General features: G+C 68.2%; 20 protein-coding genes. 9 read left to right on the top strand and 11 right to left on the bottom strand.

Annotated features, from left to right (window positions below):
• The first annotated feature begins 22 nt into the window (after nt 1–22).
• Nucleotides 23–1,870, top strand: a complete 1,848-nt coding sequence (locus PUT80_RS27970) for a prolyl oligopeptidase family serine peptidase (RefSeq protein WP_134662052.1) — start codon at nt 23–25, stop codon at nt 1,868–1,870.
• A 39-nt stretch (nt 1,871–1,909) separates the two neighbouring features.
• Here PUT80_RS27970 and PUT80_RS27965 read toward each other — a convergent pair whose 3' ends face one another.
• From PUT80_RS27965 to PUT80_RS27945, 5 genes are all read right to left on the bottom strand, one after another.
• Complete coding sequence (locus PUT80_RS27965) at nt 1,910–2,536, bottom strand: TIGR03085 family metal-binding protein (protein ID WP_275294007.1); 627 nt, start codon at nt 2,534–2,536, stop codon at nt 1,910–1,912.
• A 27-nt stretch (nt 2,537–2,563) separates the two neighbouring features.
• On the bottom strand, nt 2,564–3,955 hold the full coding sequence (locus PUT80_RS27960; protein ID WP_275294006.1) for a glutamate decarboxylase: 1,392 nt from the start codon (nt 3,953–3,955) through the stop codon (nt 2,564–2,566).
• Between the two features lie 95 nt (nt 3,956–4,050).
• Entirely contained in the window at nt 4,051–4,527 is a 477-nt protein-coding gene (gene dps / locus PUT80_RS27955; protein WP_037808424.1) for a DNA starvation/stationary phase protection protein Dps, read from the bottom strand.
• Nucleotides 4,528–4,553: 26 nt separating this feature from the next.
• Entirely contained in the window at nt 4,554–4,976 is a 423-nt protein-coding gene (locus tag PUT80_RS27950; protein WP_009084505.1) for an organic hydroperoxide resistance protein, read from the bottom strand.
• 132 nt (nt 4,977–5,108) lie between these two features.
• Entirely contained in the window at nt 5,109–5,681 is a 573-nt protein-coding gene (locus PUT80_RS27945; protein WP_205673106.1) for an NADPH-dependent FMN reductase, read from the bottom strand.
• Nucleotides 5,682–5,867: 186 nt separating this feature from the next.
• On the opposite strand from PUT80_RS27945, the gene PUT80_RS27940 reads away from it, so the two are divergent.
• Nucleotides 5,868–6,920 (top strand): alpha/beta hydrolase, encoded by a 1,053-nt coding sequence (locus PUT80_RS27940; RefSeq protein ID WP_275294005.1) that lies wholly within the window; start codon nt 5,868–5,870, stop codon nt 6,918–6,920.
• A gap of 253 nt (nt 6,921–7,173) precedes the next feature.
• On the opposite strand, the gene PUT80_RS27935 is transcribed toward PUT80_RS27940, so the two are convergent.
• Entirely contained in the window at nt 7,174–7,731 is a 558-nt protein-coding gene (locus PUT80_RS27935; protein ID WP_037808428.1) for a hypothetical protein, read from the bottom strand.
• A gap of 662 nt (nt 7,732–8,393) precedes the next feature.
• Here PUT80_RS27935 and PUT80_RS27930 point away from each other — a divergent pair.
• On the top strand, nt 8,394–9,551 hold the full coding sequence (locus PUT80_RS27930) for an MFS transporter (RefSeq protein ID WP_051171430.1): 1,158 nt from the start codon (nt 8,394–8,396) through the stop codon (nt 9,549–9,551).
• 74 nt (nt 9,552–9,625) lie between these two features.
• Here the strand turns inward: PUT80_RS27930 and PUT80_RS27925 are convergent, their stop codons facing one another.
• Together PUT80_RS27925 and PUT80_RS27920 are read right to left on the bottom strand one after the other, a co-directional pair.
• Nucleotides 9,626–10,003 (bottom strand): hypothetical protein, encoded by a 378-nt coding sequence (locus PUT80_RS27925; protein ID WP_037808429.1) that lies wholly within the window; start codon nt 10,001–10,003, stop codon nt 9,626–9,628.
• Nucleotides 10,004–10,060: 57 nt separating this feature from the next.
• The gene (locus PUT80_RS27920) at nt 10,061–11,251 is read right to left on the bottom strand and encodes an RtcB family protein (protein WP_275294004.1); all 1,191 of its coding nucleotides are present in this window, start codon (nt 11,249–11,251) and stop codon (nt 10,061–10,063) included.
• A 175-nt stretch (nt 11,252–11,426) separates the two neighbouring features.
• Here PUT80_RS27920 and PUT80_RS27915 point away from each other — a divergent pair, with 175 nt between their 5' ends.
• Nucleotides 11,427–13,028, top strand: coding sequence for a M48 family metallopeptidase (locus PUT80_RS27915; protein WP_275294003.1), 1,602 nt, complete (start codon nt 11,427–11,429; stop codon nt 13,026–13,028).
• Nucleotides 13,029–13,304: 276 nt separating this feature from the next.
• Nucleotides 13,305–13,802 (top strand): hypothetical protein, encoded by a 498-nt coding sequence (locus PUT80_RS27910; RefSeq protein ID WP_275294002.1) that lies wholly within the window; start codon nt 13,305–13,307, stop codon nt 13,800–13,802.
• Between the two features lie 48 nt (nt 13,803–13,850).
• On the opposite strand, the gene PUT80_RS27905 is transcribed toward PUT80_RS27910, so the two are convergent.
• Both PUT80_RS27905 and PUT80_RS27900 read right to left on the bottom strand, forming a co-directional pair.
• Complete coding sequence (locus PUT80_RS27905; RefSeq protein ID WP_037808435.1) at nt 13,851–14,891, bottom strand: aspartate-semialdehyde dehydrogenase; 1,041 nt, start codon at nt 14,889–14,891, stop codon at nt 13,851–13,853.
• Complete coding sequence (locus tag PUT80_RS27900) at nt 14,891–16,156, bottom strand: aspartate kinase (RefSeq protein ID WP_037808437.1); 1,266 nt, start codon at nt 16,154–16,156, stop codon at nt 14,891–14,893. The genes PUT80_RS27905 and PUT80_RS27900 overlap by 1 nt, the downstream gene beginning before the upstream one ends.
• A gap of 236 nt (nt 16,157–16,392) precedes the next feature.
• On the opposite strand from PUT80_RS27900, the gene PUT80_RS27895 reads away from it, so the two are divergent.
• From PUT80_RS27895 to PUT80_RS27885, 3 genes are all read left to right on the top strand, one after another.
• The gene (locus PUT80_RS27895) at nt 16,393–16,983 is read left to right on the top strand and encodes a nitroreductase family protein (protein WP_037808439.1); all 591 of its coding nucleotides are present in this window, start codon (nt 16,393–16,395) and stop codon (nt 16,981–16,983) included.
• Between the two features lie 107 nt (nt 16,984–17,090).
• A complete protein-coding gene (locus tag PUT80_RS27890; RefSeq protein WP_037808441.1) occupies nt 17,091–17,750 on the top strand; it encodes a hypothetical protein in 660 nt (219 codons plus the stop codon).
• A gap of 147 nt (nt 17,751–17,897) precedes the next feature.
• Nucleotides 17,898–19,073 (top strand): Fic/DOC family N-terminal domain-containing protein, encoded by a 1,176-nt coding sequence (locus tag PUT80_RS27885; RefSeq protein ID WP_037808443.1) that lies wholly within the window; start codon nt 17,898–17,900, stop codon nt 19,071–19,073.
• Nucleotides 19,074–19,077: 4 nt separating this feature from the next.
• Here the strand turns inward: PUT80_RS27885 and PUT80_RS27880 are convergent, their stop codons facing one another.
• Nucleotides 19,078–19,455 carry a hypothetical protein gene (locus PUT80_RS27880; RefSeq protein WP_037808446.1) on the bottom strand — a complete coding sequence of 126 codons (378 nt, stop codon included), beginning with the start codon at nt 19,453–19,455 and terminating at the stop codon, nt 19,078–19,080.
• Between the two features lie 244 nt (nt 19,456–19,699).
• Between PUT80_RS27880 and leuA the strand changes: the two genes are divergently transcribed.
• The gene (gene leuA, locus PUT80_RS27875) at nt 19,700–21,484 is read left to right on the top strand and encodes a 2-isopropylmalate synthase (RefSeq protein ID WP_043827063.1); all 1,785 of its coding nucleotides are present in this window, start codon (nt 19,700–19,702) and stop codon (nt 21,482–21,484) included.
• Nucleotides 21,485–21,699: the final 215 nt, after the last annotated feature.

The following is a 21,699-nucleotide window of genomic DNA, read 5'->3' as shown; positions in this document are numbered from 1 at the left end:
TGGAAGGTGGCAGGATCGAGGGGTGAGCACGCAGTCAGGCAACCAAAATCCGCCCGCGGTGGTCCCGGACCGCCTGTTCGACGACCCCGAAGCCGAAAAGCGCTGGCTGGCGCGGTTCCACGCGCCGCGCATCTCGGTGCCCGAGTGGGCCCGCGACGCGCCTGAGGCCAACGTGTACGTCTCCAACGCCAGTGGCGTATGGGAGGTTTACGCGTGGGACCGGGCCACCGACAGTCACCGGCGCGTCACCAACCGGCCCAACGGCACCCTGCACGCGACGCCCTCGCCCGACGGAACAGCCATCTGGTGGTTCGACGACACCGACGGCGACGAGTTCGGGTCCTGGCGCACCCAGCCGTTCGACGGCGACAGTTCCGCGGCGGTCAAAGCACTGCCCGATATTCACGACGGATACCCTGCCGGTCTGGAAATCGGCCAGCGAGTGATCGCGGCCGGCGTTTCGACCGACGACGGCAGCGAACTCTTCGCGAAAATCGACGGCGTAACCGAGAGGTTTTATCAGCACGCGGACGACGCGGGGATCGCGTCGATGTCGCGCGACGAAAGCCTGCTCGCCATTTCCCATTCCGAGCACGGGGATTCCCGGCACCCGGCGTTGCGCGTGCTGTCCACCGACGGGTTCGCCACCGTCGCGGAGAAGTGGGACGGCGAAGGAAAAGGCTTGCAGGCACTGGAGTTCTCGCCGCTGCCGGGCGACCAGCGCGTGCTGGTCCTGCACGAACGCCGCGGCCGCGAAGAACTGCTGGTGTGGGACGTGCAGGCGGACACCGAAACCGAACTGCTGATCGATCTGCCCGGCGAGGTCGTCGCGGACTGGTATCCGGACGCGCGCGCGTTGCTCGTCGTGCACTTCCACGAGGCGCGTAGTTCGTTGTACCGCTACGACCTCGACACCGGCGAACTGTCCGCTGTGGACACTCCGGCGGGACGGATCGGCGGCGCGGGCGTGCGGCCGGACGGGACCATCGAGTACTCGTGGTCCAGCGCCGCGGAGCCCGCAGCGGTCCGTGCCCGCGCGGCCGACGGCACCGACTCGGTCCTGCTGACGCCGCCGGGCGAGCGCGCGCCGCGTTCGTCGCCGGTCACCGACGCGTTCGTCGAGGGCGTCGGCGGCCGGATCCACGCGCTGGTTTCCCGCCCGGCGAAGGCTCCCGAAGGCCCGTTGCCGACGGTGTTTTCGCTGCACGGCGGCCCGCACGCGGCCGACGAGGACCGGTTCTCCGCCTACCGCGCGACCTGGCTGGACGCCGGATTCGCCGTGGTCGAGGTGAACTACCGCGGCTCCACCGGCTACGGCTCGGCGTGGCGCGACGCCATCGAAGGCCGCCCTGGCCTGACCGAACTGGAAGACGTCGCTGCGGTGCACGACTGGGCAGTCGAAAGTGGACTGTCCGATAAGGACAAGTGCGTCGTGAACGGCGCTTCGTGGGGCGGATACCTGACCCTGCTGGCGCTGGGCACCCAGCCGACCCGATGGGCCGCCGGCGTCGCGGGCGTTCCGGTGGCCGACTACGTGGCCGCGTACGAGGACGAGATGGAGCAGCTGCGCTCGTTCGACCGCGCCCTGTTCGGCGGCTCCCCGGCGGACGTGCCCGCGGTGTACCGCGAGTGCTCGCCGCTGACGTACGTGGACGCGGTCGCCGCCCCGGTCCTGATCCTGGCTGGCGACAACGACCCGCGCTGCCCGATCCGGCAGATCGAGAACTACCTGGACCGCCTCGCCAAGCGCGACGCACCGCACGAGTTCTACCGCTACGACGCCGGACACGGCTCGCTGGTGATCGCCGAGACGATCAAGCAGACGTCCATCGAGGTGTACTTCGCCTTGCGGGCATTGGGAATGCGCTGACGGTTCGGGCCGCCCAGGGGCATTCCTGGGCGGCCCGGATCACAGCCCGCGCTTGGCGCCCTTCAACTGCGCCACCGCGGCATCGTCACCCTCGTAAGTCACCTGCACCGCGTCCCGTCCGAAGACGAAAAGCAGCAGTTCCACCGGCTCGCCCACCACCGTGACCACCGGGGCGCCCGACTTCACCGAAGCTGACTGGCCGTCCGGGGTCCGCAGCACCACCCCGACCGGGGACTTGCGCAGGTTCAGCTTCGCCGTCCGCGTCGCCAACCGCCACGCCGCCGCGTCCCGCGACGGATCGGCCGGGCGCGGGGTCCAATCCGATTGTGCCCGGCGGACATCCTCGTGGTGCACCAGGAACTCGGCGCTGTTCGTCGCCTCGTCCACCGGGCCGATGGACGTCGGCCAGAACCGGGACGGGCCGCGGCGGACCTGGGTGACCAGGTCTTCCCACGGGCGCGCCGCGACGCCGTCCTGCACCTTCTGCGTGTGCCTGGCCAGCGCGGGCACGACGATTCCCGGCATCGCGTCCGGCCGGTGCTCCCGCACGACCAGATGCGCGGCCAGGTCCCGCGTCTGCCAGCCCTCACACAGGGTCGGGGCATCCGGGCCGAGCTGCTCGAAGAGGTCGCTCAGCGCTTGGCGTTCGTCTTTGGCAAGGCCCATGTCAGCTAGGTTACTCGCTAGTAGCAGTTAGTGGTGGAAACCGGTCGACGTGGCTGGATCGTGCTGCGGGGACGGCTGCCGGTTCAGTTCCGGAAGGATCCGCTTCAGGTCGCCGAGCAGCAGGTCAGCCAGGTCGTGGGTGAAGCCGTTGCGGACGACGACGCGCAGGACCGCCAGGTCGGTGCGGTTGTCCGGGAACGTGTACGCGGGCACGAGCCAGCCGCGTTCGCGGAGGCGGCGGGACACGTCGAAGACGTCGAACGAGGTGACGTCCGAACGGGTGGTGAAGGCGAATACCGGCAGCTGGTCGCCGCGGGTGAGCAGTTCGAACGGCCCCAGTTTGGAGATCTCCTCGGCCAGGTAGGTCGCCACGTCGCGGGAAGCTTGTTGCACCACACGGAAACCTTCGCGGCCCAGCCGGACGAACGTGTAGTACTGCGCGGCGACTTCCGAACCGGGGCGGGAGAAGTTGAGCGCGAAGGTCGGCATGTCGCCGCCGAGGTAATTGACGTTGAACACCAGTTCCTCGGGCAGCGCCGCCTTGTCGCGCCACACCACCCAGCCGACGCCGGGGTACACGAGGCCGTATTTGTGCCCGGAAGTGTTGATCGACGCGACGCGCGGCAGCCGGAAGTCCCACTCCAGGTCCTCGTCGAGGAACGGGGCGATCATCGCGCCGGACGCGCCGTCGACGTGCACCGGAATGTCCCAGCCGGTTCGCTCCTGCAGCGCGTCGAGCGCGGCCGCGACCTCGGCGACCGGCTCGTAACTGCCGTCGAAGGTCGAGCCGAGGATCGCGACGACGCCGATGGTGTTCTCGTCGCAGAGCTTCACCGCTTCTTCCGCGGACAGGTGGTACCGGTCGCCCTGCATCGGCACCAGGCGCGGCTCGACTTCCCAGTACTCGCAGAACTTTTCCCAGCACACCTGGACGTTGATGCCCATCACCAGGTTCGGCTTCCCGCTGCGGCCCAGCTTCGACCAGCGGCGCTTCAACGCCATTCCGGCGAGCATGCAGGCCTCGGACGACCCGGTGGTCGAGCAGCCCATGATGTCGGCGGGATCCGGCGCGTGCCACAGGTCGGCGAGGATGTTGACGCAGCGCCGCTCGAGTTCCGCGGTCTGCGGATACTCGTCCTTGTCGATCATGTTCTTGTCGACGCATTCGGCCATCAGCTCGCGCGCCTGTGGCTCCATCCACGTCGTGACGAACGTGGCGAGGTTGAGCCGCGCGTTGCCGTCGAGCATCAGCTCGTCGCGCACCAGCTGCAGCGCGGTGTCCGGCGGCAGCGAATCGTCCCGCAGCCGGTCGCGCGGCATCGTGAAGTCCGCGGCGAGCGCCGGATTGCTCCCCGCGTACAACGGATTCGTGCCGGTCTTCCGGTCTGCCCGATCTTGTTTCCCCTGATGCAGCACCATGTCAGCGAACCTACTGCCGGGTGCCCGCGACGACCACCGGATGAACGAAAAGCCGTCCGCGACAAGGCGGACGGCTTTTCGTCAGGCGGCGCGGGTCAGGCCTGCTGCGCCTGCCACATCCAGTGCGCCTCTTCCAGCGCGCGGGTGATCTCGATGAGCAGATCCTGCGTCACGAGGTCGCTCTTGTCGGTCTCGTCGATGCGCTTGCGGAGCCGTTCGATCAGCGCCGCGAGCGTGTCGACGATCGCCGCGATGGTCGATTCGACGGACTGCCAGTTGTCCGGGTACTCCGGCGCACCGGAGGTCGCCACGACGGTTTTCGCCTTGCCGTTGGGCGAAACCCCGATCGCGGCGGCGCGCTCGGCCACCTCGTCGACGTACTGCCGCGCGGTCGACACCAGCTCGTCGAGCTGCAGGTGCGCGCTGCGGAAGTTCTGGCCCACTACGTTCCAGTGCGCCTGCTTCGCGATCAGCGAGAGGTCGATCAGGTCGGCGAGCGTCGCTTGCAGCGCGTTGCCGGTGATCTCCTTGTCGGATTCGGAAAGCGGGCTCTTGATCGGGGAAGTGGTCATCTCGGGTGTCCCTCCTCTGTCTTGGGTCAGACGGTGGTGGTCAGCTCCACCTCGATGTTGCCGCGGGTCGCGTTGGAGTACGGGCAGACCTGGTGCGCCTGCTCGACCAGCTGGTCGGCGTCGGCCTTCGCCAAACCGGGCAGCGAAACGTCAAGGCGCACGCCGAGCTGGAACCCGACGTCCTTCTTGAACACGCTCACCGAACCGGTCACCGTCGCGGCGGGCAGCGCGACCTTCGCCTGCCGGGCCACGGCCTGCAGCGCGCTCAGGAAGCACGCGGAGTACCCCGCGGCGAACAGCTGCTCCGGGTTGGTCTTGTCGCCGCCGGGACCGCCCATTTCCTTGGGGATCGCCAGCGACTCGTCCAGCACGCCGTCCGAGGACGTCACGTCGCCGTTGCGGCCTTCTCCTCGCGCGGTCGCGACGGCGGTGTAAATCGGCTCGGCCATGCGTGTTACCTCCTCATCGGGACGCCTCCGGAGTCAGCGTCGCAATGAGTTCAACGCTCCGCATCCGCGGAACCGTGCCCCGGCATGGCAGTCATCACCCCGGGAATAACCGGGATTCGAGGAGGGGAAACCTCAGCGTGAGCGAAGCAACGCGTGCTCCGCGACCTGCTCCCCGATGAGCCGCAACGTGCGGACGCTCTTCTCGTCGGACGCGCCGCCGCCCTCGTCGAATTTCGTCTCGGCGGAGTTGATCGAACCACCCAGCGGGGTGGACCAGCCGCGCAACGCGTGCGTGATCGTGCGGAGCTGTTCGAGCGTGGTGACCGCGGCCTGCCAGCCGTACGCGACGGCGGCGAGACCCACCGCGCGGCCGTCGAGGTAGGGGCGGGTGTCCTCGCGGAGGTCTTCGATGTAGTCCAGGGCGTTCTTGACCAGCCCGGACAGCCCGCCGTGGTAACCGGGCGAGACGACGATGAGCCCGTCCGCCTGGCGCACGCCCTCGATGAGCTTGCGCGCGCGTTCGTCCCGCTCCGGGGTCGCGGTGTCGTAGAACGGCAGGACCAGCTCCGGACCCGGGATCAACTCGGTCACGACGCCGCGTTCCTCGGCGGCGGCGAGCGCGATGCGCAACGCGCGCTCGGATTGCGAGCCCTCGCGCAGCGAGCCGCCGATACCCAGCACCTTGACCTTTTGTCCCGAAGTCACTTCCGACCTTCCTCCCCACCACCACCCTCAACGGGAGTGGCTGCGCCACGCTGGCTCATTTTGAGGCTAACCCCTCGACTTAAGTAGAGGACCAGGATCTGAGACGGAGGCCTGGGTCACACACCGACTGGACCAACGTACCTACTGGCAAGTAACCTCGGCTCATCCGGCGTTCGAGGAGGAACGATGGCCATTCCGCTGCAGATCCGCGCCCAGGCTGCCGCCGCGCAGTTGCTGTTTTGGCTGCCCAGGCCGGTGCGCAGGCTGATCGCCGGAGCACCGCTGCGGCTGGACGGCCAGGAGCTCGCCCTCGACGCCCAGTTGCTGCTGCGGTTGCAGAAGCTCTCCGGTGCTTCGCTGGTCAACGGGTCGGTCGAGCGGTCACGGGCGCTGCTGGAAGCGAGCCAGCACCTGGTCAACGGCACACGGATCGACCCGGTCGCGACCCGCGACGTCGCCATCCCGTCCGGCGACGCGTCCCTCGAAGCCACCCTCTACACCCCGGCCGGCCTGCCGGAACCGTCGCCGCTGCTGGTGTTCTTCCACGGCGGCGGATGGGTCATCGGCAGCCGGGCCACGCACGACAACGCCGCGCGCTACCTCGCGAAACACGCCGGGGTCCGGGTGCTGTCGGTGGAGTACCGGCTCGCGCCGGAATGCCCGTTCCCCGGACCGGTCGAAGACGCGCTGGCCGCGTTCGACTACGCGCACGCCAAGGCGGCCGACCTCGGCGCGGACCCGGACCGGATCGCGGTGGGCGGCGACAGCGCGGGCGGCAACCTGTCCGCCGTCGTCGCACTGGAAGCGACCCGGCGGGGCGGACCGGCCCCCGCGTTCCAGCTGTTGATCTACCCGGCGGTCGACTTCACCACGCGACGCCGTTCTCGCGAACTGTTCGGCGAAGACCTCTTCCTCACCGACGAGGCGATGGTGTGGTTCGAGGGGCATTACGCGCCCGAGGGCGTCGACAAGGCCGACCCGCGGATGTCGCCGCTGCTCGCGTCTGACCACAGTGGACTCCCGCCCGCCTACATCGTCACCGCGGGCTTCGACCCGCTGCGCGACGAAGGCGAGGCGTACGCGGAAAAACTGCGTGCGGCGGGGGTTTCGGTGGCGGTCAGCAGGCAGGCCGACCTGATCCACGGATTCCTCAACTTCGCCGGAGTGGGGACCCGGTTCCGAGAGGCAATCGCGGAGATGGCGGGCGCGCTGCGGGTGGGGCTCGCCAAGCGCTCGTGAGCGGAGTTGCCGGTTAGCACCGGGGCTTGGGCCCGGACACGGACTCGCTGCGAGCGGGCCATGCCGACCATCCGTGAACGGCGTCGCCGGTCAACACCAGCGCCCAGGGTCGGACACGGAAGCGCCGCGAGCACGACTCGACAACCGCCCGCGAACGGCGTTCACGGTCAACATCCGAGCCCGGACATGGAACGGAGCCTGGCGCGGCGAACCGCACCAGGCTCCGGGCCTTTCCCCCTCCCCGTCAGGCCGTTCAGGTTCCCGGCACTGGCACCGGGGCGGGCACCGGCGGGGCCGGCAGCGGTGGCGTCGGCACCGGAAGCGGCGGTACCGGCACTCCGCCGAGCAGCCCGGCCAGCAGACTGGTGACCGCGGCGAGCAAGCCCTTGACCAGGTCGCTCACCGCCTTGAGCGGTCCGGGCAGGTCCGGCAACGGCGGGATCGGCAGCGGCGGGATCTGCCGCGGCGTCGCAGTCGGGTCGCCGAGGAGCCGGTTGGACTCGTCCGCGCGGACCTTCGCCGCCGACGAGAGTTGCTGGGTTTCGGATTGGACCTGGTAGCGCTTGCCCGCCGCGATGTCGGCGAGCACCGGGCTGAGCCGGGTGAGGTCCGCCCTCGTCTTGGCGACATCGCCGGCGTACGCGACCTTGGTCAGGTCGTCCCGCATCTGCAGTACCTGCGCGGCGACGGCTTGAGTGGCCGAGGACCCCTTGCCGCCCGCCGGGCTCGCGGAGGCCATCCCCGAGGTGCCGACGGCCAGCAGACTGCCCGCGGCGACCACAGCGATGATCCGCCCGATCTTGCCTTTCATTCTTTACCTCCCTGGCCTCTGGGACCTGCCGGGTAAATCGATACCCGCCGTGTCGGCCCAACACCAGCCGATCACCGGATAGGGAGTTTTTCTAACCCTTACGTGCCGAATCCAAGAATCGGGAACCGGCCCGCAATTGATTAACGTGGACGGCTTGCGCGTCCCCCGACGATCACGGACCGCGGACCTGAATCTGACTCATAGTAGCCGGATTGCCCGAACGGCGGCATCGCTCACTCACACAGGCGTAGTTCGTGATCGATTACCTTCATCACCCTGTCGGGACGCGCGATCTCGCTCGTCCGACCGTGGGGGTCCCCCACGCACGCACCGCCGCCCGCATTCGGGTCCGCTCCCCTTTTTCCTGGGGAACTCCGCCGCCTCGACCGGAAAACTCCAAGGTCGGCGCGGAAATGTGAAAAACTGTTCGCGAATGGGCGGCGAGAATGCTTTTCCGTGCTGCCGATGAAGTTATCACCCAGGTCGCGCTCGCATTTTCCGGGTCCGCCGAACGCCTGCGCGACACCCGGACGGGTGGCGGGTGCCGCTCAGCGAGTGTGACGAAAAGAAGTTGCACGCTCGTACCAACTCTTGCTCTCATGGGGTACGTGCCTTTTCAGCCTTATCGCCGCGTCCTGAGCGTCCCCGGCCTCCGCCCGTCGATGGCGCTGATGTTCTTCGCACGCGTGCCCATGACGATGACCGGCGTGACGCTGACGCTGTACGTCGTCAGCGGCCTCGGCCGGGGCTACGGCGCGGCGGGCGTCGTCGGCGCGGCGGTCACCTTGGGCATGGCGCTCGGCGCGCCGGTGATCGGGCGCACCATCGACCGGTACGGCCTGCGTCCGGTGGTCGCGGTGTGCGGGTTGTCGTCCACCGCGTTCTGGTTCGCGGCTCCGCACCTTTCGTACGAGGCGCTCGTGGTGTGCGCGCTGCCGGCCGGGGTGCTGTCGGTGCCCGCGGGTTCGCTGGCGCGGCAGATCCTCGCCGCGCTCGTGCCCGCCGACCAGCGGCGCGCGGCGTACTCGCTGGACACGATCCTGGTCGAGGCGTCGTTCATGATCGGCCCGGCGGCCGGGATCGCGGCGATCTCGCAACTGTCGGCGACGCTGACCTTGAGCGGCATCGGCACCATCTTCGGCGTCACCGCGCTGCTGATCTTCCTGCTCAACCCGCCGATCCGGAACGAGGACGAACTCGCCCCGGCCGGCATCGTGCGGCCGCCGCTGCGGTCCTGGCTCACCGGACGGCTGCTGGCGACCCTGCTGATCGCCGCCGGAACGCTGTTCTGCCTGGTCGGCACGGAGGTCGCGACGCTGGCGGCGCTGCGCTCACACGGCGACGTCGGCTGGACCGGCCTGGTCATCGCGGTGATGTGCGCGGCGTCGATGATCGGCGGCATCGTGCACGGCGCGGTGCGGAAGTCGCTGCCGCAGGGGCTGCTGATGCTGCTGCTCGCGCTGCTGGTGATCCCGGTCGGGCTGGTGACGCAGCCGTGGTGGCTGCTGATGCTCGTGCTGATCCCGACGAACCTGGTCTGCGCCCCGACGCTCGCGGCCACCACGGAGGCGGTCAGCGAACTCGCGCCGCCCGCCGTTCGCGGCGAGGCGATGGGCCTGCAGGACGCGTCGACGCGGCTCGGGCTGGCCGCGGGGAGCCCGGTGGTCGGCTTCGCGATCGACCATTCGAGCCCGGCGTGGGGTTTCGCAGCGGCCGGATTCGGCGGGCTGGCGCTGGCGGCGCTGGGGCTGGTGTGGTCGCTACGCCGGAGCTCGGTGCGGACCCCTTCGCTGGCGGCGGCTGTGCGGGCTCGCCGCTGAGCTGTTGCCGGGCGCGGTCCGCGACGCGGACGTCCGTGAAGGGCTCCTTCACGGATCTCTGCGGGAGCGAAGGGTCAGGTGCAGGCTTTGCGCAGCCCGTCGAGCTTTTCCAGGTTCCGTTTGGTCCACCGGGCGATCACCCCGGCGTCCTCGAGGTGTTCCTTCTGCACCTGGACGTACGAATCGGCCATGCCGAGCAGGGCGTTCTTGACGTCCTCTTCCTTGACGTCGGCCGCCAGCTCGCGCAGCCGCCGTTCCTTGTCCTGCGCGCGGGCCTTGAGCTTGTCGCCGTCCACCAACGGGTTCAGGTCCGCGAGGCCCAGAGCTTCGGTGCACGTGGAGACCTTGTCCACCGCTGAATTCGTCTGATTGACCGCCGAATCGACCTGGTCGCATCCGGCCAGCAACGTTCCGGCCGCGACCAAGGCGACCGCCACCCCCCAGCTCTTCATGCCATCAGGGTAGCGGCTCCCGCGGGCGCACCGGCTCGATTCGCCCGCGGGAACCCCTCATCCCTTCACGCACACGACCTGCTTGAGGTGAGCGACCACCTCGACCAGGTCGGTCTGCGCCTGGATCACCGTCTCGATGTCCTTGTACGCGGCCGGGATCTCGTCGACGACCCCGGTGTCCTTCCGGCATTCCACACCCGCGGTCTGCGCGGCGAGGTCGGCGGCGGTGAAGGTCTTGCGGGCCTTCGTCCGCGACATCCGCCGTCCGGCTCCGTGGGACGCGGATTCGAACGACGCGGTGTTGCCAAGTCCGCGCACGATGTACGAGCCCGTCCCCATGCTGCCCGGGATGATCCCGAGATCGCCGGAGCCGGCCCGGATCGCGCCCTTGCGGGTGACGAGCAGATCGACGCCGTCGTAGGTTTCCTCGGCGACATAGTTGTGGTGACACGAAACTGCGTCGTCGAACGTCGTCCCCGGGATCACTTCCGCGACCGCGAGCTTCACCAGCGCGACCATCGTCGCCCGGTTCCGTGCCGCGTAGTCCTGTGCCCAGAAAAGGTCGCGGCGGTACGCCTGCATTTCCGGCGTGTCCGCGACGAACACCGACAGGTCGGGGTCCGGCAGATCGCGGTTGTGCGGCAGTTTCCGCGCGATCGCCATGTGCCGCTCAGCGAGTTCCTTGCCGATGTTGCGCGAACCCGAATGCAGCATCAGCCAGACCCGGCCCTCGTCGGAGCCGCCCTGTTCGAGGCAGACCTCGATGAAGTGGTTGCCGCCGCCGAGGCTGCCTACCTGCAGATGCGCGCGCTTGCGCAGGTCCTGGACTCCCTCGTGCAGGTCGCCGAACGACTTCCAGAACGTGTCCCAGCCGCCGACGCCGTGCACCTTCGCGGTGTTGACCGGCGTCTTGTGCAGGCCGAACCCGACCGGCACCGCCGATTCGATCCGCTTGCGCAGCTTGCCGAGGTCGTCGGGCAGGTCGCTCGCCGCCAGCGAGGTCCGCACCGCGCTCATCCCGCAGCCGATGTCGACGCCGACCGCGGCCGGGGAGACCGCGTCGCGCATCGCGATGACGCTGCCGACCGTGGCACCCTTGCCGTAGTGGACGTCCGGCATCACCGCGACGCCGTGCACCCACGGCAGGTTCGCGACGTTGCGCAGCTGCCGCATCGCTTGGTCTTCGACCGACGCGGGATCTGCCCACATCCGGATCGGAACCCGCGCGCCGTCCACTGCCGTGTACATGACTTTCCTTTCCCAGAACGAAGTTTGCCCGCTCAGCATCCGGCACTCGAGCGCTGGCGACAACGGGTTTTCGAACACCGGTGCTTCGGTGAAACGAAATCGGCGCTTCCGTCGATAACGGCTCGGACGACCGGTTCGCCGAGGGTGCCGGTCTTGGGGAGGATTCCGTTTTTCCATGAGGTACTCATTGCGGGCGACGCTCGCGGTCTTGTTGCTGGCCGGGTTTCCGGTGCTGATGCTCGCCGTCGCCGGGGCGCTGATCTGGCTCGAGGTCGAGGCGTTCCACGGTCATCCGTTCACCGCGATACGGCTCGGCTTCCTCGCCGTTCCTGTGCTGTACGTGCTGGTCACCGCCCTGCTGACGTTCGAGCGGTCGCACGACGACGTCGACGGTGTGCTCGTCACGCCCGGCGAGCAGCCCGAACTGTGGGCGGCCGTCCGCGAGCTCGCTCAGGAGGTCGGCACCCGGCCGCCGGACGAGATCTACCTCGTTCCGCAGGTCAACGCGGCGGTGAACGAGGAGACGCACTGGGCGGGGCTGCGCGTGCGGCGGCGCCGGATGTTCATCGGCGCGCAGCTTTTCGCCGGGATGCGGGTCAGCCAGCTCCGGGCCATTCTCGGGCACGAGCTCGGCCACTACAGCAATCGCCACACCCGCTTCGCCGGCGCGACCTATCGCGGACGGCAGACGATCGGGCGAGTCGTGAACGGACTCAGCTCGGCTGGGTCCGGCCGGCTGGTGCGGCCCATCTTCACCGCGTACGCCGCCGTGTATTTCCAGGTCTCGGCGCGCGTGAGTCAGCAACAGGAACTCGCCGCCGACACCGATTCCGCGCGCGTCGCCGGCAGCGCGGCCGCGGCCAGCGCGCTGCGCGAGGTCGAAGTCCTCGACGCGGCCTGGTGGGTGTTCCTGAACGACTACGCGACGGTCGCGTGGTCCTCCGGCTATCTGCCGGCGCGGATGACCGAGGGCTACCAGCTGCTGCTCTCCGACGGGCAGCGCGCGGAGGAAATGGCTTCCCTGCGGGAGAATCCGCCGTCGCGGCCTGCCTCGAAGTACGACAGCCACCCGCCGATGGCAGAACGGATCGCGCTGCTGGAAGCCGCTCCGGCCGTCCCGGTTCCGCCCGGCGGCGAGCGACCGGCGATGGACCTTCTCCGCAACGGGCCGGAGCTGCTCGATGCGGTACTGGTCACCGGCTTCACGGAGGGAGTGTCCTCGAAGAAGAAGCTCGACTGGGCCAGCCTGGTCGACATCGGCGTGCGCGATTCGAATCAGGCCGAGGCGCTGCGGATCCTCCGCAGCCGCCGTCTCGACGATCTGCTGGACCTGCTCGACGCCGGACGCCTCGAGGAACTCGCCGACCCCACGGCTCCGCCGGAGGCCCGGGGGCCGGAGCGCGAACTCTACCGAGCGCAAGTCCACTTGAGACTGTCCATTGTGCTGCACGCAATGCTCGCCAAAGCCGGTGCGGCGCACTGGGAACTGTCTTGGTCTGGACCAGCGCAGCTGGTGCTGGCCGAACCGTACGCCGCCGAACTGGATCCCGCCGTCGACGCGGCGATCGACGGGGACACCGCTCCGCGCGTTGCTCGCCCCGGTTCGGTCCTGAGGGGAAAACCCTTTGCTAGGACTGATCAAGCTCTACACCGTTCCGCGGTGCACGCCGACGCGCTCACGAACGTGGCGTGGCAGATCCGCAGCGCGCGGGGGCGAAGTACGTCAGCGCGGAGCAATTCACGGGATTCCAGCGCGCGCCCTGCAGTATTGGTGTGACAAGTGGTTCGGCACCCACGATCTGATGTGGACCTTCGCCGAGGAGGGGACAAGCGCGTCGAAGCCGCGCTCGTCGAACTCCGGCGTGGTCCCGAAGCGGTGGAGCAATTCCGCCATCTCGGCCGGAATGCGTCCGGACGGGTGTGGTCGTACAGCGGTTACGGAGCCGTTCACGAATTCCGGACGCGCCGCAACCAAGCCTGCCGGGGCGCCAAGTAGCGGGGACCGGTCCCGGACGACCAGTGGTCTCCTGGCCTGGTTCCCGAGCAAGAGGTGGTGTCCGAGGTGATCCCGTCCAGTCCGTCCCAGCCGATGCCCGCGTCCGGCGAAAACGCGGAGCAGGAGGTGCGGCGAGGAATCCGGTCGATGCGATGGGCGATCGGCGGCCAGGCCGTGCTCTACCTGGCGCTCGCGGCGTTCGTCGGTTACCTGCTCGGGCTTGGCGGCACGTCGGGCGCCGTGGCCCTGCCGGTGACGATCCTGGTGATCAACTCGGCGCTGACCAGTGCGTTGGTGGTGTGCGCTGTCCTGCTGAGCAGGCGGCAGCGCGGGGTGATGCTCGCGCTCATCTGGCTGGAGTGCGGGTTCATGGCGATGCTGCTGCTCGGCGCGATCCTGTCGCTGGCCATGAGTTCCGGAGCCGGGGGCGGCGCGCCGGTCGGGCTGATCCTGTGGGGTTTCCTGATGCAGGCGGTGCTGCGCCCGTTGCAGAAGCCGGAGATCCGGGTCGCGTTCGGACTGAAACCGATCAAGCCGCGGCAGAAGAAGAAGTGAAAACTGCCCGGCCCCTGGACAAGGGGCCGGGCAGTTTCAGCGCGAAGCTCAGCGGTTCTGCGCCACCAGTTCGGCGATCTGCACGGTGTTCAGCGCCGCCCCCTTGCGGAGGTTGTCGGCGGAGACGAACAGCGCGAGGCCGCGGCCGTCCGGGACGCCCGGGTCGGTCCGGATGCGCCCGACCAGGCTCGGGTCGATTCCCGCGGCCTGCAGCGGCGTCGGCACGTCCGCCAACTGCACGCCCGGCGCGTTCGACAGCAGTTCGGTCGCCCGCTCGACCGACAGCGGCCGTTCGAATTCGACGTTGATCGACAGCGAGTGCCCGGTGAACACCGGCACCCGGACGCACGTGCCGGACACCAGCAGCTCCGGGATGCCCAGGATCTTCCGGCTTTCGTTGCGCAGCTTCTGTTCCTCGTCCGTCTCGAACGTGCCGTCGTCCACAATGGACCCGGCCATCGGCAGGACGTTGAACGCGATCGGCGCGACGTACTTGGCCGGGGCCGGGAATTCGACCGCCGAACCGTCGTGCGTGAGCGAGGCCGCGCGCGAGGCGACAGCGTTCACCTGAGCGGCCAGTTCGTCGACGCCGGCCAGACCGCTGCCGGACACCGCCTGGTAGGTGCTCGCGATGATCCGCACCAGACCGGCTTCGTCGTGCAGCGGCTTGAGGACCGGCATCGCGGCCATGGTGGTGCAGTTGGGGTTCGCGATGATCCCCTTCCGCACGTCCTTGATCGCCTCCGGGTTGACCTCGCTGACGATCAGCGGCACGTCCGGGTCGCGCCGGAACGCCGACGAGTTGTCGACCACGATCGCGCCCGCCTCGGCGAACCGCGGCGCCTGCTCGCGCGACGTCGCACCGCCCGCGGAGAACAACGCGATGTCCAAACCGGACAGATCAGCGGTCGCCGTGTCCTCGACGGTGATTTCCTCGTCGCGCCACGGCAGCGTGCGTCCCGCTGAACGGGCCGAGGCGAAGTAGCGGATTTGCTCGACCGGGAAATTCCGCTCGTCGAGCAGCTTGCGCATCACAGCGCCGACCTGGCCGGTAGCACCGACCACCCCGACGCGAAGACCCTGCGCCATCAGCGACCACTCCCCGCGTAGACGACGGCTTCCTCGTCGCCGCCCAGTTCGAACGCCTCGTGGATCGCGCGCACGGCCTCGTCCAGCTGCGCGTCGCGGATCAGCACCGAAATGCGGATCTCCGAGGTGTTGATGATTTCGATGTTCACGCCCGCGTTGGCCAGCGCCTCGCAGAACGTCGCGGTGACGCCCGGGTGCGAACGCATCCCGGCGCCGACGAGCGACACCTTGCCGACGTGGTCGTCGTACAGCACGGACTCGAAGCCGATCTCCGCCTTGATCTTCTCGAGTTCCTTGACCGCCTTGGCCCCGTTGGCCTTCGACAGCGTGAAGGTGATGTCGGTGCGGCCCGAGGACGTGCTGGACACGTTCTGCAGCACCATGTCGATGTCGATCTCGGCGTCGGCCACGACCCGGAAGATCTTGCCCGCGGCTCCGGCGTGGTCCGGCACGCCGGTCACGGTGATCTTCGCTTCCGAGCGGTCGTGTGCCACACCGGTGATCAGCGCTTGTTCCACGGGGATCTCCTCGATCGATCCGGCCACCGTGGTGCCCGGCTTGTCGCTGTAAGAAGAACGGACTCGGATCGGCACGCCGTAACGGCGCGCGTACTCGACCGAACGCAGGTGCAGGATCTTCGATCCGCTCGCCGCGAGCTCCAGCATCTCCTCGTACGGGATGGTGTCGAGCTTTTTGGCGTCCGGCACGATCCGCGGGTCGGCCGAATACACACCGTCCACATCGGAATAGATCTCGCACACGTCCGCGTTCAGCGCGGCGGCGAGCGCCACCGCGGTGGTGTCGGAACCGCCGCGGCCGAGCGTCGTGATGTCCTTGGTGTCCTGTGCCACGCCTTGGAAACCGGCCACCAGCGCGACGTAACCCTGCTCGAGCGCCTCGGTGACGCGGCTCGGAGTGACGTCGATGATGCGCGCGTTGCCGTGCACCGAGGTGGTGACCACGCCCGCTTGGGAACCGGTGAACGACCAGGCTTGCGCGCCCTGCGCGGAAATGGCCATCGCGACCAGCGAATTCGAGATGCGCTCACCGGCGGTGAGCAGCATGTCCATTTCCCGCTCCGGCGGAGCCGGGTTCACTTGCTGCGCCAGATCGAGCAGCTCATCAGTGGTGTCGCCCATCGCCGAGCACACGACGACCACGTCGTTGCCCGCCTTCTTGGTCGCGACGATCCGTTCTGCCACGCGCTTGATCCGGTCGGCACTTTCCAGCGACGATCCGCCGTACTTCTGGACCACGAGGGCCACGCCCGAACCTCCTTGACGGGCCGGGGCGTACTCCTTGGAGGGCACCGAGGAGCGCCCACGGCCCTTCATTTGGAGAAGAGCCTACCGGCGCGAACGGCGCTCGCCACCCCATCGAGTGGTCCGCCACGGCCCGTCAGGAGGGTTTGGAAGTAAATTTTCCTTAACGCCAGGGGAAAGCTCGAAGCCCTTCCTCCGGAGTGACGGAGAGCACTCCCCGGCCGTACTACCTTCGCCGCATGCGCAAACCAGCCGAGACGAGCGTCCCCGTCGCGCCGGCCATCGCCGAGCGGTGGAGCCCGCGGGCCTACGACGAGACCGCCGAAATCACCGGCGCCCAGCTGACCGCATTGCTCGAAGCCGCCAGGTGGGCGCCGTCTTTCGGCAACACCCAGCCGGCCCGCTACCTCGTCGGCCGCCGGGGCGATCCGGTGTTCCCCCGCATCCTCGCGACACTCAACTCCGGGAACCAGGCGTGGGCGTTCCGGGCGAGCGCGTTGCTGATCGGCGTGACGGTCACCACGAATGAGAAGGGCGAGGTGCCCTACGCCGACTACGGACTGGGTTTGGCGACCGAGAACCTCGTCCTGCAAGCGGTCGAACTCGGCCTGATCGCCCACCAGATGGCGGGCTTCTCGGCGGACGCGGTCCGCGCGGAGTTCGGCCTCCCGGACGAGGCGGTGGCCCGGGTCGCGATCGCCGTCGGATCTCCCGCCGACCCGTCCGTACTGGACGACCCGCGCCGGATCGAACGGGAACTGGCCCCTCGGCGCCGGCTGCCGCTCGCGGAGTTCGTCTTCGGTGACCGATGGGGGTCTCCGGCACTGTGACCGTTTCGTGAGCAATCTGGGGAACCGGAGTCCCGCCGTTGAGGTCAGATGGACGCCAAACCGGTCAGGCCGCTGATTCGGTGGGATTCTTCTCAAGGAGTGACGAAATGCGTACAGCGATGCCGGTTGCACTGGCGGTTTCCGCGACGGCGATGGCGTTCGCGCTGTCCGGGTGCTCCTCCGAGGACACCCCCGCCCCGCCGATCGCCACTCCGCCCGCTTCGTCCTCCGCGGCCGCACCGTCCTCCTCGGCCGCCGCTCCCGCCGGCGACTCCGCCTCCGCCGACTACACCAAGCAGGGCACGAAGCTGAAAATCGGCGAGAAGGCCGTGGTGCCGTTCAAGTCGCAGAAGATCACCGGCGCGATCGGCGTGACGGTGACCGGCATCGACAAGGGCGTGGAGGCCGACCTGGCCCCGCTGAAGCTCGGCGACCGGGCCAAGGGGATGACGCCGTACTACATCCAGGTCAAGGTCACGAACGAGACCGGCTCGGACTTCTCGTACAGCTCGCTGGGCCTGATGAACGGCCTGCTCGCGGACGGCACCGACGGCCCGCACGTGACGGTGATCGGCAAGTTCGAGAAGTGCGACCGCGGCAACTCCGGCAAGGCGTTCACCACGAAGGGCGCTTCGTACGACAGCTGCGTGCTGGCACTGGCCCCCGCTGGCGCGGAGGTCAAGGGGGCTAGCTACACCGCGAGCACGTACCGGGACCTGGCGCCGAACACTGACTACGGCAAGGACGCCGTGACCTGGCAGTCCTGAACCATAGGCGGGGCGCTGGTCGACGCACCAGCGCCCCGACGCGGTGAATTCAAGGCATCGGGCGGTTCCTTGCAAGTTCCTTGAAAAAATTCAAGGAACTTGAGATGTCGCGAGCAGAATTAAAGCCTTTGCTGATAACCTTTAAAAGTGGAGCTAGAGACCTTCCGTCAGTCGCCGATCGGGCACCTCGTACCCATAACCGGCACCGACGGGCGCACCAAGCAACCGTACCGCCACTTCGCGTTTGTTCCTGACCCGCTTCCCACCGAGGTCGCGCTCACCGCCGGAACCTACAAGCTGCTCAGCGAAGCCGACCGGGCGCTTGGCGCGCTGGATGCCCTGACCGATCAGCTGCCCAACCCCGGACTCCTGGTCCGCCCCTCGCTTACCCGGGAAGCGATCAGTACTTCGGCACTGGAAGGCACCTTCGCCCCCTACGCCGATGTGCTCCAGGCGCAGCAAACCAGCAGGGAGCCGGCCACCGCGGAGATCCGAGAGATCCAGAACTACGTCAAGGCCGCGTTCGAGGGTCTGGACCTCATCAGCAAACTGCCCATCTGCCTGAAGGTGGTCTCGAAACTCCAGCAGATCCTCGTCGCCGGCACGCGTGGCGACTCCTACGACGCGGGCCGGCTGCGCGAACGACTGGTCTGCATCGGCGACCGCGGCCGCGGAATCGAACAGTCTCGTTTCGTCCCGCCGCCGAACGGCGACATGCTCCGAGACGGGGTGAGCGCATGGGAAAAGTGGATCAACGCCGAGCAGGAGCTGCCAGCACTAGTGAAGCTGGCACTCGGCCACTACCAGTTCGAAACCCTGCACCCGTTCAGCGACGGAAACGGCCGGATCGGACGGCTGATCATCACCTTGCAGCTGATCGAGGAGAAGATCCTCAAGTACCCGGTGCTGAACTTGTCGTCCTGGCTGGAACCGCGCAGGGAGGATTACATCGACCACCTCCTGAACGTCAGCAAGACAGGTGACTTCGATCCCTGGGTGCGGTTCTTCGCCGAAGCTGTCAAAGCCCGCGCATTGGCCGCGGGAAACACGATCGGCAGGCTCACCGCGTTCTCCCAGGAAGTGAGCGACACGATGCGCGGCCTCGGCGCACGAGGCGCCGTCCAGGATCTCGCGGTGACCATCATCGGGTACCCGATGATGACGATTCCCGAGGTGCAGAACAACCTCGGCGTGTCCTACCCGACCGCGAGCAACGCGATCAAAAAACTCGAGGAAGCTGGCTTCCTGCGCGAGATCACCGGCGGGAACTACGGACGCCAGTACATCTGCGACCGAGTGTTCGACGAACTGGCCGAAAACTGACCAGTCAGGCGCCCGCGCCCCCGACGCGCCGGATGATCTTCGCCAGGATTCCCGACACGATCAGCCAGAACACCGCCGCGATGCCGTAGTTCACCAGAACGCGCAGTTTCGCGTCGCTCGGCGTGAACAGGTCCTTGAAGCCGAGCGACAGTCCGTCTGCCCAGCCGCGGACGAACGAGACGATGCCGTTGCCCTGGTTTGCCTCGCCGATGACGAAAATCACGTGCAGCACCAAGACCGCGGCGAACAGCAGTCCGACCCAGCGCACCAGCGACGCGAGGAAGGACACCCCGCGCTCACGAGTGCGCCGCCAGTCCACCGGGGTGCGCTGGGGCCGCGCCTTCGCCTCGGTTTCCTGCGCTTCTTCCGCGTGCTCGCCCATGCCGGGCAGTCTGGCACGTCGTTTCGCGGCCCGCTACCCGCTAGTAACAGGTATCAGCCACCCGACGTAACAGTTCGATCGCGACGGGCGGCTTTCCTTTCGCGGCGTCGGGTGGTTACAGTGACCCCGTGGCGCGTGAACTCCTGCTTCGCTGCCGCGACGGGGCCTGATCTGACCGGCTCCTCGTCGCGGGGCTTTGTGGTGCCGGTCGTCCGCACCGATCCCTTCAGGAGATTTTCCCGCGATGAGCACCGACCCCCGCACCACTAACTCCCGTCTGCGCACGCCCTCTCGTCCCGCGCCCGCCGGACAGCCCTCGTGGAACCCGCAGCGCGGCACGTCCATGCCGGTCCACCGTTACCGCCCCTGGTACGACGTCGTCGAGAACATCGACGTACCCGACCGCACCTGGCCGGACAAGCGCATCGACCGCGCGCCGCTGTGGTGTGCGGTCGACCTGCGCGACGGCAACCAGGCGCTGATCGACCCGATGTCGCCCGCGCGCAAGCGCAAGTTCTTCGACCTGCTGGTCCGCATGGGCTACAAGGAGATCGAGGTCGGCTTCCCGGCCGCGTCGCAGACCGACTTCGACTTCGTCCGCGAGATCATCGAAGAGGGCGCGATCCCGGACGACGTGCACATCCAGGTGCTGACCCAGTGCCGCCCCGAGCTGATCGAGCGCACCTTCCAGGCGCTCGAGGGCGCGCCGAGGGCGATCGTCCACATTTACAACTCGACGTCGATCCTGCAGCGCCGCGTCGTGTTCCGCGAGGAGCGCGAGGGCATCAAGAAGATCGCGACGCAGGCCGCCGAAATGGTCGTCGAGCTGGCGGCGAAGCAGCCGGACACCGACTTCCGCTTCCAGTACTCGCCCGAGTCCTACACCGGCACCGAGCTGTCCTACGCGCTCGAGGTGTGCAACGCGGTCACCGAAATCTGGCAGCCGACGCCGGAGAAGCCGGTGATCCTGAACCTGCCGGCGACCGTCGAGATGGCGACGCCGAACGTCTACGCCGACTCGATCGAGTGGATGAGCCGCAACCTGGAACGCCGCGATTCGGTGATCCTGTCGCTGCACCCGCACAACGACCGCGGCACCGGCATCGCCGCCGCCGAACTGGGCTACCAGGCGGGCGCGGACCGGATCGAGGGCTGCCTGTTCGGCAACGGCGAGCGCACCGGCAACGTCGACCTGGTCGCGCTGGGCATGAACCTCTACAGCCAGGGCATCGACCCGCAGATCGACTTCTCCGACATGGACGAGATCAAGCGGACCGTCGAGTACTGCAACCAGCTGCCGGTCCCGGAACGCTCCCCGTGGGGCGGCGACCTGGTGTTCACCGCCTTCTCCGGCAGCCACCAGGACGCGATCAACAAGGGCCTCGACGCGATGAAGGACGCCGCCGACAAGAAGGGCGTCCCGGTCGACGAGCACCCGTGGGAGGTCCCGTACCTGCCGATCGACCCGAAGGACGTCGGCCGCACCTACGAGGCCGTGATCCGGGTGAACTCGCAGTCCGGCAAGGGTGGCGTCGCCTACATCATGAAGGCCGAGCACCAGCTGGACCTGCCGCGCCGGCTGCAGATGGAGTTCTCGAAGGTCATCCAGGCCTACACCGACACCGAGGGCGGCGAGGTCGACCCGGCCACCATGTGGCGCGCGTTCTCGGCCGAGTACCTGGAGTCGAAGACCCCGCTGGAGCTGATCAAGCAGCGGGTCACCGACAACGGCGGCGGCGAGTACGACCTCGAGGCCACGGTGAAGGTCGAGGGCGACGAGCACGAGATCACCGGTCGCGGCAACGGGCCGATCGCCGCGTTCTTCGACGCACTGTCCACTGTGGGCTACGACCTGCGGCTCCTGGACTACAGCGAGCACACGCTGAGCCCTGGCGACGACTCGCGCGCCGCGTCCTACATCGAATGCGCGATCTCCGACCGCGTGTTCTGGGGCATCGGCGTCGACCCGTCGATCGTCACTGCCTCGCTGCGGGCCGTGGTCAGCGCGGTCAACCGGGCCAACCGCTGACCCGAGCCTGATCGCCCCAATGCCACATTGGGTGCGTCACATGCACCCAATGTGGCATTCGGTGCGTCACATGCACCCAATGCCGCATTGGGGATTTTTCATCTTGTTGGTGCTGGTTAGGTGGGGTTGACGGGGCTGGTTGTGGTTGTGCTGTAACGGAGTTGCTGGGCGGGCGTGGGCCGGGCGGGAACGCGGTGGAGCCCCCGGATGTTGAT

It is taken from the genome of Amycolatopsis sp. La24, assembly GCF_029087445.1.
GTDB lineage: Bacteria > Actinomycetota > Actinomycetes > Mycobacteriales > Pseudonocardiaceae > Amycolatopsis > Amycolatopsis nivea.
This window is presented reverse-complemented; position numbering and strand designations above follow the sequence as displayed.

What these genes read in the sequence shown, in the direction of transcription:
- PUT80_RS27950 (WP_009084505.1), bottom strand. Translation starts at nt 4,976, where the DNA reads ATGGCCGAGCCGATTTACACCGCCGTCGCGACCGCGCGAGGAGAAGGC.
- PUT80_RS27935 (WP_037808428.1), bottom strand. Translation starts at nt 7,731, where the DNA reads ATGAAAGGCAAGATCGGGCGGATCATCGCTGTGGTCGCCGCGGGCAGT.
- dps (WP_037808424.1), bottom strand. Translation starts at nt 4,527, where the DNA reads ATGACCACTTCCCCGATCAAGAGCCCGCTTTCCGAATCCGACAAGGAG.
- PUT80_RS27925 (WP_037808429.1), bottom strand. Translation starts at nt 10,003, where the DNA reads ATGAAGAGCTGGGGGGTGGCGGTCGCCTTGGTCGCGGCCGGAACGTTG.
- PUT80_RS27960 (WP_275294006.1), bottom strand. Translation starts at nt 3,955, where the DNA reads ATGGTGCTGCATCAGGGGAAACAAGATCGGGCAGACCGGAAGACCGGC.
- leuA (WP_043827063.1), top strand. Translation starts at nt 19,700, where the DNA reads ATGAGCACCGACCCCCGCACCACTAACTCCCGTCTGCGCACGCCCTCT.
- PUT80_RS27895 (WP_037808439.1), top strand. Translation starts at nt 16,393, where the DNA reads ATGCGCAAACCAGCCGAGACGAGCGTCCCCGTCGCGCCGGCCATCGCC.
- PUT80_RS27880 (WP_037808446.1), bottom strand. Translation starts at nt 19,455, where the DNA reads ATGGGCGAGCACGCGGAAGAAGCGCAGGAAACCGAGGCGAAGGCGCGG.
- PUT80_RS27890 (WP_037808441.1), top strand. Translation starts at nt 17,091, where the DNA reads ATGCGTACAGCGATGCCGGTTGCACTGGCGGTTTCCGCGACGGCGATG.
- PUT80_RS27905 (WP_037808435.1), bottom strand. Translation starts at nt 14,891, where the DNA reads ATGGCGCAGGGTCTTCGCGTCGGGGTGGTCGGTGCTACCGGCCAGGTC.
- PUT80_RS27930 (WP_051171430.1), top strand. Translation starts at nt 8,394, where the DNA reads ATGGCGCTGATGTTCTTCGCACGCGTGCCCATGACGATGACCGGCGTG.
- PUT80_RS27965 (WP_275294007.1), bottom strand. Translation starts at nt 2,536, where the DNA reads ATGGGCCTTGCCAAAGACGAACGCCAAGCGCTGAGCGACCTCTTCGAG.
- PUT80_RS27920 (WP_275294004.1), bottom strand. Translation starts at nt 11,251, where the DNA reads ATGTACACGGCAGTGGACGGCGCGCGGGTTCCGATCCGGATGTGGGCA.
- PUT80_RS27915 (WP_275294003.1), top strand. Translation starts at nt 11,427, where the DNA reads ATGAGGTACTCATTGCGGGCGACGCTCGCGGTCTTGTTGCTGGCCGGG.
- PUT80_RS27940 (WP_275294005.1), top strand. Translation starts at nt 5,868, where the DNA reads ATGGCCATTCCGCTGCAGATCCGCGCCCAGGCTGCCGCCGCGCAGTTG.